The organism is Streptomyces sp. NPDC059649 (assembly GCF_042734445.1).
In the GTDB taxonomy this organism is placed as follows: Bacteria; Actinomycetota; Actinomycetes; order Streptomycetales; family Streptomycetaceae; genus Streptomyces.
The window spans coordinates 22,822-40,074 of the sequence record NZ_JBHWDV010000059.1; the positions used below are offsets into that span (position 1 = coordinate 22,822).

The 17,253-nt window shown below is 73.0% G+C and carries 14 protein-coding genes; 9 read left to right on the forward strand and 5 right to left on the reverse strand.

What is annotated here, in order from left to right; genetic code table 11:
- Positions 1-66 precede the first annotated feature (66 nt).
- A complete protein-coding gene (locus tag ACFV1J_RS35125) occupies positions 67-858 on the reverse strand; it encodes a spermidine synthase (protein ID WP_385865128.1) in 792 nt (263 codons plus the stop codon).
- 326 nt (positions 859-1,184) lie between these two features.
- Here ACFV1J_RS35125 and ACFV1J_RS35130 point away from each other — a divergent pair, with 326 nt between their 5' ends.
- Positions 1,185-2,129 carry a rhomboid-like protein gene (locus ACFV1J_RS35130; protein WP_385865131.1) on the forward strand — a complete coding sequence of 315 codons (945 nt, stop codon included), beginning with the start codon at positions 1,185-1,187 and terminating at the stop codon, positions 2,127-2,129.
- Positions 2,130-2,351: 222 nt separating this feature from the next.
- Here ACFV1J_RS35130 and ACFV1J_RS35135 read toward each other — a convergent pair whose 3' ends face one another.
- Complete coding sequence (locus tag ACFV1J_RS35135; RefSeq protein WP_385865133.1) at positions 2,352-2,912, reverse strand: hypothetical protein; 561 nt, start codon at positions 2,910-2,912, stop codon at positions 2,352-2,354.
- Between the two features lie 154 nt (positions 2,913-3,066).
- The gene (locus ACFV1J_RS35140; protein ID WP_385865135.1) at positions 3,067-3,570 is read right to left on the reverse strand and encodes a YfbM family protein; all 504 of its coding nucleotides are present in this window, start codon (positions 3,568-3,570) and stop codon (positions 3,067-3,069) included.
- Between the two features lie 667 nt (positions 3,571-4,237).
- Here ACFV1J_RS35140 and ACFV1J_RS35145 point away from each other — a divergent pair.
- Complete coding sequence (locus ACFV1J_RS35145) at positions 4,238-5,065, forward strand: pentapeptide repeat-containing protein (protein WP_385865153.1); 828 nt, start codon at positions 4,238-4,240, stop codon at positions 5,063-5,065.
- An 89-nt stretch (positions 5,066-5,154) separates the two neighbouring features.
- On the forward strand, positions 5,155-7,563 hold the full coding sequence (gene lon / locus ACFV1J_RS35150) for an endopeptidase La (protein ID WP_385865137.1): 2,409 nt from the start codon (positions 5,155-5,157) through the stop codon (positions 7,561-7,563).
- 97 nt (positions 7,564-7,660) lie between these two features.
- On the opposite strand, the gene ACFV1J_RS35155 is transcribed toward lon, so the two are convergent.
- The gene (locus ACFV1J_RS35155) at positions 7,661-8,524 is read right to left on the reverse strand and encodes a lysozyme (protein ID WP_385865139.1); all 864 of its coding nucleotides are present in this window, start codon (positions 8,522-8,524) and stop codon (positions 7,661-7,663) included.
- 376 nt (positions 8,525-8,900) lie between these two features.
- On the opposite strand from ACFV1J_RS35155, the gene ACFV1J_RS35160 reads away from it, so the two are divergent.
- Positions 8,901-9,392 carry a MarR family winged helix-turn-helix transcriptional regulator gene (locus tag ACFV1J_RS35160; protein WP_385865140.1) on the forward strand — a complete coding sequence of 164 codons (492 nt, stop codon included), beginning with the start codon at positions 8,901-8,903 and terminating at the stop codon, positions 9,390-9,392.
- Between the two features lie 70 nt (positions 9,393-9,462).
- On the opposite strand, the gene ACFV1J_RS35165 is transcribed toward ACFV1J_RS35160, so the two are convergent.
- Positions 9,463-10,308, reverse strand: a complete 846-nt coding sequence (locus tag ACFV1J_RS35165; RefSeq protein ID WP_385865142.1) for a protein phosphatase 2C domain-containing protein — start codon at positions 10,306-10,308, stop codon at positions 9,463-9,465.
- Between the two features lie 460 nt (positions 10,309-10,768).
- On the opposite strand from ACFV1J_RS35165, the gene ACFV1J_RS35170 reads away from it, so the two are divergent.
- From ACFV1J_RS35170 to ACFV1J_RS35190, 5 genes are all read left to right on the forward strand, one after another.
- Positions 10,769-14,032 (forward strand): nitrate- and nitrite sensing domain-containing protein, encoded by a 3,264-nt coding sequence (locus ACFV1J_RS35170; RefSeq protein ID WP_385865144.1) that lies wholly within the window; start codon positions 10,769-10,771, stop codon positions 14,030-14,032.
- The gene (locus ACFV1J_RS35175; RefSeq protein ID WP_385865146.1) at positions 14,032-14,523 is read left to right on the forward strand and encodes a roadblock/LC7 domain-containing protein; all 492 of its coding nucleotides are present in this window, start codon (positions 14,032-14,034) and stop codon (positions 14,521-14,523) included. Before ACFV1J_RS35170 ends, ACFV1J_RS35175 begins: the two co-directional genes overlap by 1 nt.
- On the forward strand, positions 14,520-14,921 hold the full coding sequence (locus ACFV1J_RS35180; RefSeq protein ID WP_261955719.1) for a DUF742 domain-containing protein: 402 nt from the start codon (positions 14,520-14,522) through the stop codon (positions 14,919-14,921). The genes ACFV1J_RS35175 and ACFV1J_RS35180 overlap by 4 nt, the downstream gene beginning before the upstream one ends.
- 37 nt (positions 14,922-14,958) lie before the next feature.
- Complete coding sequence (locus ACFV1J_RS35185; protein ID WP_385865148.1) at positions 14,959-15,576, forward strand: ATP/GTP-binding protein; 618 nt, start codon at positions 14,959-14,961, stop codon at positions 15,574-15,576.
- 181 nt (positions 15,577-15,757) lie between these two features.
- Positions 15,758-17,008: a styrene monooxygenase/indole monooxygenase family protein gene (locus ACFV1J_RS35190; protein ID WP_385865150.1), complete on the forward strand. Its 1,251-nt coding sequence runs from the start codon at positions 15,758-15,760 to the stop codon at positions 17,006-17,008.
- The last annotated feature ends 245 nt before the right edge of the window (positions 17,009-17,253 follow it).

Below are 17,253 nucleotides of genomic sequence, written 5' to 3' on the forward strand. Positions count from 1 at the left end.
CCCTGCATGTCCCTGCGTGGTCGCGTCTTGCTGGGCAGCAGCGTACGGGCATGGTGTGACTGTCGGCTACGCAGCCTTCCGAGCGAGGTGGACGACGTCGGGGACGCCTCGGACAACCGGGATCTCTTCCGTACGCACCCCCTGGAAACCGGCATTTCGTAGTGCTTCCTCGAAGGCCGGGGAGGGCTGCGCGGACCAGACGGCGAGCACTCCGCCCGGGGTGAGCCGGTCCCGGCAGGCGGCGAGGCCGGCGGGGGAGTAGAGGCCGTTGTTGTCCTCGGTGACGGTCCAGTCGGGGCCGTTGTCGATGTCGAGGCAGAGGGCGTCGTAGCGGACGGCGTCGCCGTCGGGGGCCGCCTCGGTCCCGGGCGCACCGTCGGCGGGCGGGCCGGCGGGCGTACGGAGGTGGGCGACCAGATCGGTGTGCAGGATCTCGGTGCGCGGATCGGCCAGTGCCGCGGCCGAGATCGCGGAGAGCGGGCCGGTGCGGTGCCAGTCGATGACCGCGGCCTCGCGTTCGACGACCGTGATCCGGCCCCAGCGCGGCTGCTCGGCCGCGCGGGCCAGCGAGAAGCCGACGCCCAGGCCGCCGATGAGGACGGCGGGCCGCTGCCGGTCGGGCGGCAGTTCGGTCAGCGCGGCGTCGACCAGCAGCCGCTCGGACCGGCCGTCGGAGGTGTCCATCAGGAAGCAGCCGTTGGCGATGATCTCGTGGATGACGGGCGGACCGCCGGGGGACCCGGACCCGGCCCGTTCCCGCAGGACCACCTCGCCGTACGGGCCCTCGCGGCGGTCGAGCGTGCGCGGCGGCCCGGGGAGGTCGGACGGGGTCTGCGACGGGGTAACGGGAGCAGCCATGCGGCCATGGTGGCCAAGAGGGGCCTTGGCGGTCCAACGGCTTATGGGGGTTACGGGGGTGGGGATCCCGGGTGGTCCCGGGCGGCGGCGCGGACGGCGGCGCGGGCGGGTGGAGCGAGGCCCGATCGGGGTCGTGGGCGTCTGGTGATGGTTGCCTCATGTGATGCATCTCACTCTCACAGTTTCTTCATGGGTTGAGCGTGCAGGCTGGTCCGCGACGTTGTGCAGGGCGAGCGGACGTTGTGCACGACGGAGCACTCGCGCGCGGCCCTGGGGCTCCGGGCGTGGCTCGGTGGACGCGTCAGGACGGAAGGGGCCTTTCGAACGTGAGCAGGCTGGAAACCGTCGGGGGAAGGTCGGGGGAGCGCGCGCCGGAAGGTCGGGCGCCGGGTGGCCGGGCGCCGGATGGCCGGTCGCCGGCCGGGGGTACCGGAGCGGACGGCTCGTCGGCCAGGAGTATCGGAACGGACGGCACGCCGGCCGGGAGCACCGGAGCGGACGGCCTGCCCGCCGTCCTGCCGGGCATTCCCCGGCAGCGCACCGGCCGGGACGCCGCGACGACCGTGGCCGCGGCGAAGCCCGAGCCCGGTCCGCCGCGCGTCCGCCCGCGGCCCTGGCGGCTGCTGCTCGGCGCCCCCTTCTCCATCGGCTACGCCCTGCTGCTCGTGGCCACCTCCCTCTTCGCCGAGCACGCCGACCCCACCCTGGTCACCGCGTTGCTCCAGGGCTCCAGCACGGACGTGGTGCACCTCGCGCAGGCCCCGCTGCTGGTGCTGGTCGCCAGCGCGCTGTGGGTCGCCGGCGGACTGACCTCCGGTTACGCGCTGGCCTTCGTCGTCGTACTCCCCGCGCTGGAGCGGCGGATCGGTGGGCTGCGCACCGCCGCGGTCTTCTTCGGCGGGCATGCGCTGGCCACCCTCGCCACGGAGGTGCCGGTCGCCTTCACCGTCGCCGCCGGCGGGCTGCCCGAGAGCTCGCTGCACCGCCTCGACTACGGCATCAGCTTCGGCGTGATGACCTGTATCGGTGCGCTGGCCGGGGTGCTGCCGGCCTGGCTGCGCTGGCCGCTGCTGGGCGGCGCCGGCTGGCTCGCGGGCACCGCCCTGCTCGCCTACGTCGACCCGATGACGGACTGGGGCCATCTGCTCTCGCTCACCCTGGGAGTGGCGAGCTGGCCACTGCTCCGCCGCTGGCGGACCGGTCGCGTCGCTCCGGCCCCGCTCCTCCGCGACCCGGGCCACCCGGCCCTGCGGGGCGCGGGCGCATCCTGACGGGTCGGTACCGCGGAGCTCGATCCCGGCGGCTCTCCACCCGCGGTACGTGCGCCCGCGCTGAACCCGGGGCGTGCGCCGTGCCGGACGCGGCTACGCCTACGCCGCCCGCCGGAGAGCGACTACGCACCGGCGCGCCGTGCGCCTACCGCACGAGCCCCCACAGGTCTACCGCATGAGCCCCGCAGGTCTACCGCATGAGCCCCGCCCGTCGTGGGCCAACTACGGCCGTACGGCGGACCGGTAGGTCTGCGCGATGGCGTAGGCGCAGCCGCCCAGCAGGGCGACGCCGGACAGGACGCCGCTGACGAACGGCACCCACACCACCGCGCGGGTCGCGGCCATACCGAGACCGACCACGCCGAGCGCGGTGAGCGCCGTGCCCGGGACGGCGACCGAGCGCCGCTGCCAGACCGCGGCAAGCGCCATGAAGTGCAGGCCCACGATGAGCGCGATCCAGGCCACGGCGGTCTCGTCGGGCGCGCCCGCCCCGCGCAGCGCGAGCCGGCCGCCGACCAGTAGCACCGCCTCGGCCGCCACGACGAACCCGAACTTCCCGCGGAACCAGTCCACCCGGGGAGCCCCGTCCCCGTCCCCGTCCCCCACGGCCCGGCCCCGGCGGCCCGCCAGCAGTGCCAGCGCCAGCAGGCCACCGAAGGTGAGCACCGCGACCACGCGCAGGGTGACGCCGACGGCGGGGCTCAGCGGATCGTGCGCGTTGGCGACCACGAAGACCGTCCCGAACAGGGCACCGATGAACACCCCGGACATCCGCTGCAACATGCCGCGAACCTAGCATTCCTGACGTGCCGTGAGGACCGTCCGGGCCGGTACCGAGGGGCAGTTGCGGCCGTGCGGACCCGCCCGGTCGCGGCCCGCCCGGCCGTCGCGGCGGCGAGCCGTCAGCCGTCCCTGGCCCAGCCACCTGAGCATCGCGTCAGCCCAGCCACATGAGCATCGCGTCCCCCTTCTCCGCCGCCGCGCCGAAGAACGGCCGCAGGAGTGCGTAGTAGTCGGTGATGTAGTCCAGCGATTCCCCCCGTTCCCACACGATCGTCGGGTAGATCTCCGCCTTGGCCAGGTCCTCCGGGCCGACACCGGTCGTGAGGCTCGCCGCGGGTATCTCCGCGAGCGCCTCGGCCGCCGTCCGCACCCGCTCGGGGGTGAGGTAGCGCGGTGGGCCGTAGCCCCAGTCCTCGGCGTCCGGGACGGCTTCCTCGCCGTGCACGACGTCCACCGGGAAGCCCGCGCGGCGCAGCAGGAATCCCAGCGCGTCCCAGCTCTTGTCGACGTCCAGGCAGCGTGCGCTCGCCGGCGCGGGGACCTCTTCGGCCTCCGCCGCGCGCCGGCGGGCGACGAGCGCCAGCCCCCACTCCGGATCGCCGAGGACGCGGGTGAGTTCGGCAGGTGTCACACGTGCGTACTCTCCGATCATGCTCATGTGACCGAGGTTACGGGCGACCACTGACAACGCCGGTCGCCTCCGGCGGGGGCGCCCCACGTACTTGGCTGCGGCGCCGTGGGGGTTGCTCGCCGTTGCGCTTTGCGGCACGCCGCACGTACTTGGCTGTCCCGCCGTGGTGGTTGCTCGCCGTTGCGCTTTGCGGCGGCCCCGCACGTATTTCGCTGTCCCGCCGTGGGGCGTTTCGCCGTTGCGCGCTTTGCGGCGCCTCCCACGTACCTGTCTGCGGCGCCGCGGTTCTTCTCGCCGTTGCTCCCCCACTGCCTAAAGGGCGTGGGAGGTACCCCCAGCGGCGGGCTGGTGGTTGTCGGGTGCGGTGACGGTCCTCCGGGTCCTTGTTCGTGGACTGCTTCGCCTTACGCTCCGCTGCGCTCCGCCTTCGCTCCTTAATTGAGCCCCTGGAAGCGAAGCCCACGAACAAGGCCCCTCCGGCCCGTCCCCTCCCGTTGGGGGGAGTGTGCGGTGGGTGGGGGTGAGCGACTTCGCCGTCAGGCGTGGGTGCGGGCTGGGAGGATGGAGGCTCCATCCGGGCGCCGTCGCGTACCGCGCCCGCCGGCCGCAGGAGTACCGCATCGTGTCCCGAGAACGCACCGCCCGCCCGCTTCCCGACGCCGCCGAGACCGGCCGGCAGGCCGCCGACCTCGGTCTGACCGCCGACTGTGGCAGCTGCTTCGGGCTTTGCTGTGTCGCGCTGCCGTTCGCGCGCTCGGCGGACTTCGCGATCGACAAGGACGCCGGCCGGCCGTGCCCCAACCTCCAGGACGACTTCCGCTGCGGCATCCACCGCGACCTGCGAAGCCGTGGCTTCTCCGGCTGCACGGTCTTCGACTGCTTCGGTGCCGGGCAGAAGGTCTCCCAGGTCACCTTCGGCGGCAAGGACTGGCGGCAGGCGCCCGGGACCGCCCGGCAGATGTTCGACGTCTTCCCCGTCATGCGGCAGCTGCACGAACTCCTCTGGTACCTGTCCGAGGCGCTGAACCTGCCTTCCGGGGCGGGCACCGGCTCCACCGGAGCGGCCGGCGCCGCGCTCCACGACGATCTGCGCGCCGCGCTGGAGAAGACCGAGGCCCTCACCCGCGGCACCGCGGAGGAGCTCGGCGAAGTGGACATGCCGGCCCACCGGGCCGAGGTCAACGTCCTGTTGCTGCGCACCAGTGAGCTCGTCCGGGCCCAGGTGCCCGGCCGCAAGAAGGAGCGGCGCGGCGCCGACCTGATGGGGGCCCGCCTCAAGGGCGCCAAGCTCCAGGGCGCCAACCTGCGGGGGGCGTACCTGATCGCGGCCGACCTCACCGGGGCGGACCTGCGGCGGGCCGACCTGATCGGCGCCGACCTCAGGGACGCCGACCTCAGCGGCGCCGACCTGACCGGGGCGCTCTTCCTGACCCAGTCCCAACTGAACGCCGCCCGGGGCGATGCCGCCACCAAGCTCCCGTCCGGTCTGAGCCGCCCCGCCCACTGGCGCCCCGCCGCCTGATCGCTCACAGCGAACGCGCGACGGGGAACATCTCCCCGGCTCCCCGCATTGAGTGGGTAAAGCTCAACTTGCTTGCCGAAGGGGAGATCATGGCTTCGACGTCCACACCGCTCACTCTGCCCGTGCTGCCCCTCGATGACGAGGTCGTGCTTCCCGGCATGGTGGTGCCCCTGGACCTGTCCGACACGGAGGTGCGTGCCGCGGTCGAGGCCGCGCAGGCCGCCGCCTCCTCGGGCAACAAACCGCGGGTGCTGCTTGTGCCCCGCGTCGACGGGAACTACGCCGGAATCGGCACGCTCGGGCGGATCGAGCAGGTCGGACGGCTGTCCGACGGCGATCCCGGAGCGCTGATCCGGGGCCTTCGCCGGGTGCGGATCGGGTCCGGCACGACCGGGCCCGGTGCCGCGCTGTGGGTGGAGGGCACCGCCGTCGAGGAGCAGGTCCCCGATCCCCTGCCGGGAGCGGTCACCGAACTCGTCACGGAATACAAGGCGCTGGCCACCAGCTGGCTGCGCAAGCGCGGCGCCTGGCAGGTCGTCGACCGCGTCCAGGGCATCGAGGACGTCGGGACGCTGGCGGACAACTCCGGCTACTCGCCGTTCCTGACCGTCGAGCAGAAGGTCCGCCTGCTGGAGACCACCGACCCGGTCGCCCGGCTGAAGCTCGCCACCGAGGCGCTGCGCGACCACCTCGCCGAGCAGGACGTCGCCGAGTCCATCGCCAAGGACGTCCAGGAGGGCGTCGACAAGCAGCAGCGGGAGTTCCTGCTGCGGCGCCAGCTGGAGGCGGTCCGCAAGGAGCTCGCCCAGCTCAACGGCGACCCCGAGGACGAGAGCGACGACTACCGCGCCCGGGTCGAGGCCGCCGATCTGCCCGAGGACGTCCGCAAGGCCGCCCTCAAGGAGGTCGACAAGCTGGAGCGGGCCAGCGACCAGAGCCCCGAGGGCTCCTGGATCCGCACCTGGCTCGACACCGTCCTCGAACTGCCGTGGAACGAACGGACCGAGGACGCCTACGACATCGCCGGCGCCAAGGAGATCCTGGACGCCGACCACGCGGGCCTGGCGGACGTGAAGGAACGGATCACGGAGTACCTGGCCGTCCGGAAGCGCCGGGCCGAGCGCGGGCTCGGGCTGATCGGCGGTCGGCGCGGAGGTGCCGTCCTGGCGCTGGTCGGGCCGCCCGGTGTGGGCAAGACGTCGCTGGGCGAGTCCGTGGCGCGCGCCATGGGCCGCAAGTTCGTCCGGGTCGCCCTCGGGGGCGTCCGGGACGAGGCGGAGATCCGCGGCCACCGCCGTACGTACGTCGGCGCGCTGCCGGGCCGTATCGTCCGGGCGATCAAGGAAGCCGGTTCGATGAACCCGGTCGTCCTGCTCGACGAGATCGACAAGGTGGGCTCCGACTTCCGGGGCGACCCGGCCGCCGCCCTCCTGGAGGTCCTGGACCCGGCGCAGAACCACACCTTCCGCGACCACTACCTGGAGGTCGAACTCGACCTGAGCGACGTGGTGTTCCTGGCCACCGCCAACGTCCTGGAAGCCATCCCCGAGCCGCTGCTCGACCGTATGGAGCTGGTCCGGCTCGACGGCTACACCGAGGACGAGAAGGTCGTCATCGCCCGGGACCACCTGCTGCCGCGCCAGCTGGAACGGGCCGGTCTGCAGCCCGGCGAGGTGACGCTGGAGGAGGACGCGCTGCGCAAGCTGGCCGGCGAGTACACCCGCGAGGCGGGCGTGCGGAATCTGGAACGGTCGATCGCCCGGCTGCTCCGCAAGATCGCCGCCCAGCACGAACTCGGCGCGCAGGAGCTGCCGTTCGGTGTCGGGGTGGACCAGCTGCGCCCGCTGATCGGACGGCCGCACCACACCCCGGAGTCGGCCCAGGACCCGGCCGAACGGCGGACGGCCGTGCCGGGCGTGGTGACCGGCCTCGCGGTCACCGGCGCGGGCGGCGACGTCCTCTACGTGGAGGCGTCGCTCGCCGATCCGGAAACCGGGGCCTCCGGGCTGACGCTGACCGGCCAGCTCGGTGACGTGATGAAGGAGTCCGCGCACATCGCGCTGTCGTTCCTGCGGTCGCACGGCGCGGAGCTGGAGCTTCCGGTCGGTGACCTGAAGGAGCGCGGAGTGCATCTGCACGTCCCGGCCGGTGCCGTCCCCAAGGACGGGCCGAGCGCGGGCGTGACGATGACGACGGCGCTGGCCTCGCTGCTGTCGGGCCGGCACGTCCGGCCGGACGTGGCGATGACCGGGGAGGTCTCGCTGACCGGGCGGGTGCTGCCGATCGGCGGCGTCAAGCAGAAGCTGCTCGCGGCGCACCGCGCGGGGATCACCACCGTGATCATCCCCAAGCGCAACGAGCCGGACCTGGACGATGTGCCCGCCGAGGTGCTGGCGGTCCTGGAGGTCCACCCGGTCTCGGACGTTCGTCAGGTGCTGGAGCTCGCGCTGACGCCGGCCCACAACGGTGCGGCACCGGAGGTTCCGGTCGCGGCGTGACGGGCGCGGCCGGAGCGGAAGACCCCTCCCGCGGCAGGCGGGAGGGGTCTGGGGGCCGCGGGCGGGGCGTCCGCCCGCAGGGCCCGTCCGTGACCGGCTAGCCGTTGGCCAGTGCCTGCAGCCGGTCCATCGCGCCGTTGAAGCGGTTGTGGTCGCCGACCGTCGGGCCGGTCGAGGTGTACTGCCAGATGGTGTGGAAGCCCCAGCCGGCCGGGAGCTCGCCGACCGAGGAGCCGTAGCGCGGGACCCACAGCGGGTTGATCGCGCCGAAGGCCGACGAATTGCCGGTGCACTGCTTCCACCAGCCGGTGGAGGTGTAGATGACCGCGTCCCGGCCGGTGCGCGCCTTGTAGGTGGCGAACCAGTCCTTCATCCAGTTCACCAGGCCGGCCGCGCTGAGCCCGTAACAGGTCGCTCCGTAGGGGTTGTACTCCATGTCCAGCGCGCCGGGCAGCGTCTTGCCGTCCTTGGACCAGCCGCCGCCGTGGTCGACGAAGTAGTTGGCCTGGGCGGCGCCGCTGGAGGTGTTGGGCGTGGCGAAGTGGTAGGAGCCGCGGATCATGCCGGCGTTGTAGGAGCCGTTGTACTGCTGGGCGAAGTACGGGTTGGTGTAGCTGGTGGACTCCGTCGCCTTGACGTAGGCGAACCGGACGCCGCTGTTCCAGAGCGTGGACCAGGCGACGTTGCCGTTGTGGCTGCTGACGTCCACGCCCTCGACGGACGCCAGGAGCGAGCCGGCCGGCAAGGCGGTGCGGCCGGCCGCGGTGCCCTCGTGCTTGGCGATCTGCGAGCCGGCCCAGTCCTGGCCGGGGTGGGTCGGCTCGGGCGCGCGCCGCACGGCCGTGGCGCCGGCCGTGCCGGGCAGCGCCAGGAGCAGGGCGAGGAGGGTGAGGAGGGCCCCGGTCACGGTCGCGAGCGAACGTGCGGGGCGAAGGGGGGAGCCGGATCTGAGCACGGACATACGTGTCTCCGGAGATCTCGGTGTGACCTGAGGGGGGATACGTGCTGCTCTGAGGGGGGATGCGTGCTGCTCTGAGGGGGGATGCGTGCTGCTCTGAGGGGGGATGCGTGCTGCTCTGAGGGGGATGGTCTGCCGGCATGACGGGGCGTGGCTGACACGGAGGTGCGGCGTGCGGGACACGCGGCGGAACCTTTGGCGAACGGCCCGCCGTTTGGTGTGGCCATGCCATAAATGACGATACGCGCGTAGACCGGCGGGACAAAAGAGGGTCCCTGGGCTGCCGTTGGTCTAATCCTGCGAAATACTGGCCGAGCTGCGGCTTCGGCCGACGGGGGCGGAAACTTTCAGACCAGGAAATGCGGGAAGGGGCGCTGACGTGCGCAACACCGGGGCCGACGGAACGACGGCGGACGGCGAGCCGACCGGTGTGGACCACGTATTCCTCGCCCTGGAGCGCGAATTGGCGGTATTCCTCCGCCGGGCCCGGGCCTCGTCCGGCGAACTGGCCCGGGAGGTGCACCCCGACCTGGAGCCGTCCGCCTACGGCCTGCTGGTCCGGCTGGCCGACGCCGGCGCGCAGCGGGCCACCGACCTCGCCGGGTTCTTCGGCGTGGGCAAGGCCACGATGAGCCGCCAGCTGCAGGCGCTGGAACAGCTGGGGCTGGTCGCCCGCGCCCCGGACCCGGCCGACGGCCGCGCCGTCCTGGTGCGCCTCACCGACGGGGGCCGGGAGCGCTTCACCCGGGTCCGCAACGCCCGCCGCGCCCAGTACGCCCGGCGCCTCGCCGCCTGGGACCGCCACGAGGTGGCCGAACTCGCCCGGCTGCTGCACCGCTTGAACGCGGAGCAAGAGGGCGAAGAGGGGTGAAAGCCGCCGAGCCGGCCGCTCCGCCGAGGGGTCGGGCCGGTCGCGGAGGGACCTGAAGTGGCGAGAGTTGTCACGGCATGACGAAGATCACCGCGGCGTCGTCCCGGGCCTTGCCCCGGGGATAGGCCGTGCATTCCGGGTCCGCCGCCTCCGCGGCCCGCACCCGGTCGATCAGGGCCTGTGGCCCTCCCTTCGCCACCAGGCCCGCGCAGTCCGCCCAGGAGCCCTCCCCGAAGACCTCGACCCAGCGGCCCGCGCCGTCGCTGAGCGCGGTCAGTGAACGGACCGCGGCCCGCGGGGTGGTGCCGGTGACCGCACGGGCCGCCACCTCCGGATCGGCGGCCGCCGTGAAGAAGCCGCCCTCCGTATTGCGCAGCGCCTCGACGGCCCGCACGTACTCCCGGCCCGCCGCGGCCCGTTCCGCCGAGCCGCGGGGCAGCGCCCGTACGGCGTCCCGCCGGGCCCGGATCGCGGGCGGCAGGTCGTCCAGTCGGGGGTCCAGCACGGGATGCACCGAACCGTCGATGTGCTGCACAAGGAGTACCGAATCGGACAGCACGAGGTGCTCGACGGTGTCCGCGGACCACCTGGCGGCCACGACAGTTGCCTGCGGAGTGCGGGCGTGAGAAAGGTCACAGGTGTCCCGGTGAACGGCGGCCGTCCGGGAGATGGCCGCCGCGAGCGCCTCAGCCAGCGTCATATCCCGGTGTGAAACCGACAGTTCGAGCATCGCGCCGCCGAGCCGCGCGGTGAACCACGGCACCGTGTGACGGCATCCGTAGTCCTGCTCGGGCGGGGTCACGCCGTCCAGCAGGACCAGGACTCCGCCCTGGCCGGAGGCCGGCAGGGCGACCGATGCGTAGTCCTCGTTGGGGCGTTGGGCGTCGCCCGGCTCGGTGGCGAGTTCGATGCGCATGCCGGCAAGTCTGCCGGAGGGCGCGGATTCCGCCGGGCGGCCCGGCGGGCGCCGGCGCCGTTCGGCGTACGAGCAGGTCAGCGCCGTGCGGCAGGCGTGGCTCGGGGGTCCGGCGGCGTGCGGGCGCGCATCCTGCCAGGACGGGGACGCATCTCCAAACCCGTCCGGGGGTTGCGCGGGGTTGCGGCGAAAATCGTTGCCGCGCGGAAGTTGATGGTCAAACTCCGATTGATGTTCACTCGTTCAGGTGGCCGGGCATGTGTTGCCGAGCCACTGCGCGGGGCCGGTGGAATGGTCGTTGCCCGGATCACGGGGGGCCAGGACATTCGTCGCGACGCGCAGAGCCGGACCGTTCCCCCTCGCGGAAGTATGCGCTGCTGCGGAGTGCGCGCAGGTCCGCCCGCGAGCGGAGAGCGAGCCGGGTCCGCGACGCCATACGGCGTGGGCAGGCGAGACAGGAATGCGAGCAGCGGTGCGGAAGATGCGGCTTCGGGGCGGCGCAGGGAAGCCGGGTTCACCGGCCGGTTCGGTCTCCGGACCGGTGACGGGTTCGGGTCCTGGCAAGAACTCCGGTTCCGGCACGGGACCGGGCGTGACCGGCGGCGAGGCCCGCGCGGGGCGCCGTCCCGCACGGGTGCGCAACCGGCTGGTGGGAGCGGTGGCCGTGGTTGCCGCCGCCGTCCTCGGGGCCGGCGCCCCCGGTCTGCTCGGCGCGGCGGACGACGCCAACAACAGTCAGCACCTGGTCGACCTGGCCGAACTCAACGCCCGCGCCATCGCGCTGGCGCACTCCCTCGCCGACGAACGCGACGGAATGACCGCGTACGCCGCCGCGGGGCGCAACGGTCGTACCGGCACCGGCAACAACGCTGCGGGCACCGGCAACAACGGTGCGGGCACCGGCACGAGCACGGGCCCCGGAAACGGCACGGTCAACGGAACCGGCAGCGCCGCGGGCACCGGCACGGTCGACGGAACCGGCACCGGAACCGGCACCGGCGGAACGACCGGATCCGGCGGAAGGGCACCAACCGGCCGAACCGGAACGACTGGTGGAACCGGAACGACCGGTGGAAGCGGAACAACCGGTACCGGAACGGCCGGTACCGGAACCGGCACCGATGCGTACTTCCCCGACGCCAACGGCACCCGGGCGAACACGGCCGCCGCCCGCTCCGCCGTCACCAGCGGCCCCGGTGCCGACAGCGCCGCCGTCGCCCGTCCGCAACGCACCCGCGTGGACCGGCAGATCGACGACCTGCGCACCGAGGCCCAGGACGCCTCGGGTGACAGCGCGGTCTACGCGACCGCCGCCAAGCTGCTCAAGACCCTCCCGCAAACCCGTCAAAAGGCGCTCACCCGAGCGGAATCGGCCGAGCAGGTCTACCGCGCGTACACCGACATCATCCAGGCACTCGGGGCGATCAGCGACGACATCGCCCGCGGGCTGCCCGCCCGGGCGGACTCCGCGGCCGCCGACACCCGTGCGCTGCCCGCGCTCGCCCGCGCCACCGACCAGGCCGCCGGCGCCCGTGCCCTGCTCCTCGCCGGGCTCAACGCGGGCGGCAGCCAGCCCACGCTGACCGCTTCCGCGCAGGTCGCGCACGTCCGTGAGCAGGCCGCGCTGGGCGATTTCCGGGAGACCGCGAGCCAGAGCGCCCGGGACCGTTTCGACCGCACCGTCACCGGCTCGGACGTCAGCACCGCCGAGCGCTATCTGGCCCGGCTCACCGACCAGCCACGGCTGGACGCCGCCGATCTGCGGCTCAGCCGCCAGCGGGTGGAGAACGCCCTCACCGCCCGGATCGGGCTGATGCGGGGCGTCGAATCGGCCATGGCCACCGCCGACGTCCAGCGCCTCGGCCAGCTGCGCGACGACGACGTCACGGAGCTGGAGATCGGGATCGGCCTGGCGGGCCTGTGCCTGCTGCTGGCCGTCGGTGCCGGCATCTGGGCCGCGCGCTCGATGACCCAGCCGCTGGCCGCGCTGCGGATCGGCGCCCGCCGGCTGGCCGCGGACCCGGCGCACGAGGACCCCATCACGTACAAGGGCCGCAACGACGAATTCGCCGCCTCCGTACGGTCGGTGAACGCGCTGCACGCCCAGGTGGGCGAGCTGTCCCGGCGCACCGCCGAACTGGAGGGCGAGCGCAAGCGGCTGGTCGGCGGCCGGCAGCGGCTGGTCGCCGAGCGCGAGGTGCTCCAGGAGCAGAACGAGGCGCTCAAGGACGAGATCGCCGACCTCACCGAGCGGCTCAAGGCCGCCCACACCGGCGTGCAGGGCCGGTTCGTCAACCTCGCGCTGCGCACCCTCGGCCTGGTGGAGCGCCAGCTCGGCGTCATCGAGGCGCTGGAGGAGACCGAGCAGGACCCGGAGCGGCTGGACACCCTCTTCAAACTGGACCACTTCGCCGCGCGGATGCGCCGCAACAGCGAGAACCTCCTGGTCCTGGCGGGTGCCGAGCAGCACGGCAACAACCACCCGGGCCCGGTTCCGCTGCTGGACGTGCTGCGCGCCGCGGTCAGTGAGATCGAGCGCTACGAGCGGGTGCGCATCCAGTCGCTGCCGCCGCACTCCCAGGTCGCCGGGTTCGCCGCGGACGACCTGAGCCACCTGGTCGCCGAACTCCTGGAGAACGCCACCGCGTTCTCGCCGCCGGACGCCCATGTCGAGCTGTCCGGCTGGCTGCTGGAGAGCGGTGAGGTGATGCTCTCGGTCCAGGACGAGGGCATCGGGATGACCGCGGAGCGGATGGCCGAGCTCAACGACCGGCTGACGGACGCGGAGGCGGCCTCCACCGCCGAGAACATCGACGAGGCGCTGGGCCTCGGGCTGTACGTGGTCGTGCGGCTGGCCGCCCGGCACGGCATCCGGGTCCAGCTGCGGGACGCCAAGCAGGGCGGGATCACCGCCGTCATCGTGCTGCCCGGCTCGATACTGCCGACCCGCCCCGGCCCGGCGTCCGCACTGTCCGTCCAGCACGATGCGCACACCCCCGTGCTGCCCGGCTCGGTGGCCGAGGCGAACTCCAACACGCTGCAGACGCGGGTGCCGCGGGTGGACCCGGCGGCGGGCCGCGCCGCGTCGGCGGCCGCGCCGGCACCGGAACGGAACGCCGGCGCGGAGCCTGCCCCGGCCGCCCAGGAGTCCGCACCCGGGGGCGGCCCCGTGAGCGACCCGTTCGTCGCGGCCGCGGAGCGCGCGCTCGACGCGGCCGGAATCCCGACCGGCGGCACCGGGGAGCACACCCGGCCCAAGGAGGACGTGCCGGACGAGTCCGCGCCGGCCGCCGCCCCGGCCCCGGAGGACCCGTACGCCATCGGCCCGGACGAGCACGCCCGCGCCGAGGCGGCCACCCCGGCCACGGACCCGGTATCCACGGACCCGGCACCCGCGGAAGCGGCGCCCTCCGATGCGACGCCCGATGGCGCGGCGCCCACCGCCGCCCAGGAGAAGCAGCGGACCAGCCTGGGCCTGCCCAAGCGCACGCCCAAGATCGTGGCGCAGCAGCAGGCGCCCACCGCCCCGCGCAAGAGCGGTGCGGCCAACGCCGAGGCGCTGCGGCGCCGGCTCGGCGGATTCCAGCAGGGGTCGCGGACCGGCCGGCGCGATGTGGCGGCCGAGCTCGCGGAAGGCAAGACGAAGCAGACCGGTCCACTGAACGACACCGACGGAGCGGGGGCCCCGGAAGAGAGCCACATTGTCGAGGAGGCACGCGAGTGATGTCGCAAGCGCCCACTGCTTACGGACAAGGAGTGAGCAGCCAGGCCCGCAATCTCCGCTGGTTGCTGAGCAACCTGGTGGAGGAGGTGCCGGGCATCGGCTCGGTCGCGGTGGTCTCCTCCGACGGACTGCTGCTGCTCAGCTCCGACCCTGACCGGGCGGACGAGACGGCACGTCCCGGTGACGCCGGCGGGCCCCGCGGGTCCAGCGCGGACCTCGCCACCATCGTGTCCGGACTCGGCAGCCTCACCCAGGGTGCCGCGAAGCTGATGGACGGCGGGGCCGTCAAGCAGACGATGATCACGATGGACGAGGCCAGCGTGTTCGTGATGGCGATCAGCGACGGTTCGCTGCTCGGCGTGCACGCCGCACCGGACTGCGACATGAGCGCCATCGCCTATCACATGGCGCTGTTCGTCGGCCGGGCCGGCCACGTCCTCACCCCCGAACTCCGCACCGAACTCCGCAAGTCGATGGAGAGCGCCCAGTGAGTAAGTCCCCCAAACTCCCCGTTCGCGGCGGGGATCGCAAACCCTCGCGCGTGCGCCCGTATTCGCTCACCGGCGGCCGTACCCGGTTCGGCCACGTGCTGCTCGTCGAGACCTTCGTGGCCGCGCTGGAGGCCCCCGAAGAGCGGCGCGAGCTCACGTCCGGCGGCTGGGGCGACCGGGTGATGCCGGAGATGCGGGCGATCGTCGAGCTCTGCCGCCGGATGCGCTCGGTGGCGGAGATCTCCGCCCTCCTCAAGATGCCGCTGGGCGTGGTACGCGTCCTGCTCAGCGACCTCGCCGACCAGGGAAAGATTCGCGTCTACGGCACCGGGCACGGCACCGGCCGGCCCGACCGCGCGCTGCTCGAAAGGGTGCTGAGTGGACTTCACAGGCTCTGACACGATATCGGCCGGGCCGACGACGACCGCCGGTTCCGTGGGTCAGGCCGACCCGGTGGCCACGGCCACCGACGCGGGGCTGCAGAGCTGGCAGACGGACCGCTCGCGGGCGCCGATCGCCACCAAGATCGTGGTGGCCGGCGGCTTCGGCGTCGGCAAGACCACGTTCGTCGGTTCGGTCTCGGAGATCACCCCGCTGCAGACCGAGGCGGTGATGACCCAGGCCAGCGAGGGCACCGACGATCTGACGGCCACCCCGGAGAAGACCACGACCACGGTCGCGATGGACTTCGGACGGATCACCCTCGACCAGGAACTGGTCCTCTACCTGTTCGGCACGCCCGGGCAGCAGCGGTTCTGGTTCATGTGGGACGACCTGGTGCGCGGCGCGATCGGCGCGATCGTGATGGCCGACACCCGGCGGCTGGAGGACTGCTTCCCGGCGCTGGACTACTTCGAGAGCTGCGGACTGCCCTACGTCGTCGCGGTCAACCACTTCGAGGGCACCGACAGTTACGAGCCCGAGGACGTCCGCGAGGCGCTGACCGTGCCGGCGGAGGTACCGATCGTGATCATGGACGCGCGCAAGCGCCCCACCGTGATCCAGTCGCTGCTCGCCCTGGTCGGCCACGCCCTGGCAACGGCGCCGGAGTAGGACGGGCCGGTCCTTCCGCGACCGGCCCTCCCACGGGCCGGCCCTCCCACGGGCCGGCCCTCCCACGGGCCGGTCCCCCTACGGGCCCGCTCCCCCCGGCGGGCCCGCCCCTGAGGGGCCACCCCTCGTACGACCCCACCCCTCACCCCCGAACATCGCAGTAGCAGAGAAGAGTGCCGCCATGCGGAAGATACTCATCATCGGAGCCGGCCAGTCCGGTCTCCAGCTCGCCCTGGGCCTGCAGTCCAAGGGCTACGAGGTCACCCTCATGTCCAACCGCACCGCCGACGAGATCCGCTCCGGCCGGGTCATGTCGACGCAGTGCATGTTCGACACCGCCCTCCAGCACGAGCGCGACCTGGGCATCAACTTCTGGGAGAGCCAGGCCCCGCGCATCGAGGGCCTCGGCGTCTCCGTCGCCGCCCCCGGCAGCCACGAGGGGCCGGACGGCTCGCAGCGCGCCATCGACTGGGTCGGCATGCTCGACGGCTACGCCCAGTCCGTCGACCAGCGGGTGAAGATGGCCGGCTGGATGGAGACCTTCGCCCAGCGCGGCGGCCAGCTCGTCATCCACGGCGCCGCCGTCTCCGACCTGGACTTCTTCGCGAGCCGCTACGACCTGACGCTGGTCTCCGCCGGCAAGGGCGAGCTGGTGTCCATGTTCGGCCGGGACGCCTCCCGTTCCCCGTACGACACCCCGCAGCGGGCGCTGGCCGTCTCCTACGTGCACGGCATGGGCCCCCGCCCCGAGCACCCCGACTTCGAGGCGGTGCGCTGCAACGTCGTCCCCGGTGTCGGCGAGCTCTTCGTGATGCCGACGCTGACCACCTCCGGCCGGGCCGACATCCTCTTCTGGGAGGGCATCCCCGGCGGCCCGCTGGACGCCTTCGGACAGGTCAACGACCCCGCCGAGCACCTGGCCGTCACGCTGGACCTGATGAAGACGTTCCTGCCGTGGGAGTACGACCGCTGCACCAAGGTCGAACTGACCGACGCCAACGGCACGCTGGCCGGCCGCTACGCGCCCACCGTGCGCAACCCGATCGGCCGGCTGCCCTCCGGCGGCCTGGTCCTCGGCGTCGCCGACGTGGTCGTCGCCAACGACCCGATCACCGGCCAGGGCTCCAACTCGGCCTCCAAGTGCGCCGCCGCCTACCTCGCCTCCATCGTGGAGCGCGGTGCGGAGCCGTTCGACGAGGCGTGGATGCAGGCCACCTTCGACCGTTACTGGGACACCGCCCAGCACGTCACCAAGTGGACCAACGCGATGCTGGCGCCGCCGCCGGAGCACGTGCTGAACATCCTCGGCGCGGCCGGCCAGCTCCAGCCCGTCGCCGACCGCTTCGCCAACGGCTTCAACGACCCGTCCGACTTCGAGAACTTCTTCTACGAGCCGGACAAGGCCGCGGCGTACCTCGCGTCGTTGGGCTGATCCCCACGTACTTGGCCGTCCCGCCGCGGGGCGCTGCGCTTTGCGGCGCCGCCCACGTACCTGTCTGCGGCGCCGCGGTTGTTGTTCGCCGTTGCTCCCCCACTGCCTAAAGGGCGTGGGAGGTACCCCCAGCGGCGGGCTGGGTTGTTGTGGGTGCGGTGACGGTCCTCCGGGGCCGGTTGTGTGGACTGCTTCGCTTTACGTCCACACAACCGGCCCCTCCGGCCCGTCCCCTCCCGTTGGGG

Bases quoted from the DNA above. Each gene is read 5' to 3' on its own strand.
- ACFV1J_RS35155 (WP_385865139.1), bottom strand. From the start codon at position 8,524: ATGTCCGTGCTCAGATCCGGCTCCCCCCTTCGCCCCGCACGTTCGCTC.
- ACFV1J_RS35135 (WP_385865133.1), bottom strand. From the start codon at position 2,912: ATGTTGCAGCGGATGTCCGGGGTGTTCATCGGTGCCCTGTTCGGGACG.
- ACFV1J_RS35140 (WP_385865135.1), bottom strand. From the start codon at position 3,570: ATGAGCATGATCGGAGAGTACGCACGTGTGACACCTGCCGAACTCACC.
- ACFV1J_RS35175 (WP_385865146.1), top strand. From the start codon at position 14,032: ATGTCGCAAGCGCCCACTGCTTACGGACAAGGAGTGAGCAGCCAGGCC.
- ACFV1J_RS35170 (WP_385865144.1), top strand. From the start codon at position 10,769: ATGCGAGCAGCGGTGCGGAAGATGCGGCTTCGGGGCGGCGCAGGGAAG.
- ACFV1J_RS35190 (WP_385865150.1), top strand. From the start codon at position 15,758: ATGCGGAAGATACTCATCATCGGAGCCGGCCAGTCCGGTCTCCAGCTC.
- ACFV1J_RS35165 (WP_385865142.1), bottom strand. From the start codon at position 10,308: ATGCGCATCGAACTCGCCACCGAGCCGGGCGACGCCCAACGCCCCAAC.
- lon (WP_385865137.1), top strand. From the start codon at position 5,155: ATGGCTTCGACGTCCACACCGCTCACTCTGCCCGTGCTGCCCCTCGAT.
- ACFV1J_RS35125 (WP_385865128.1), bottom strand. From the start codon at position 858: ATGGCTGCTCCCGTTACCCCGTCGCAGACCCCGTCCGACCTCCCCGGG.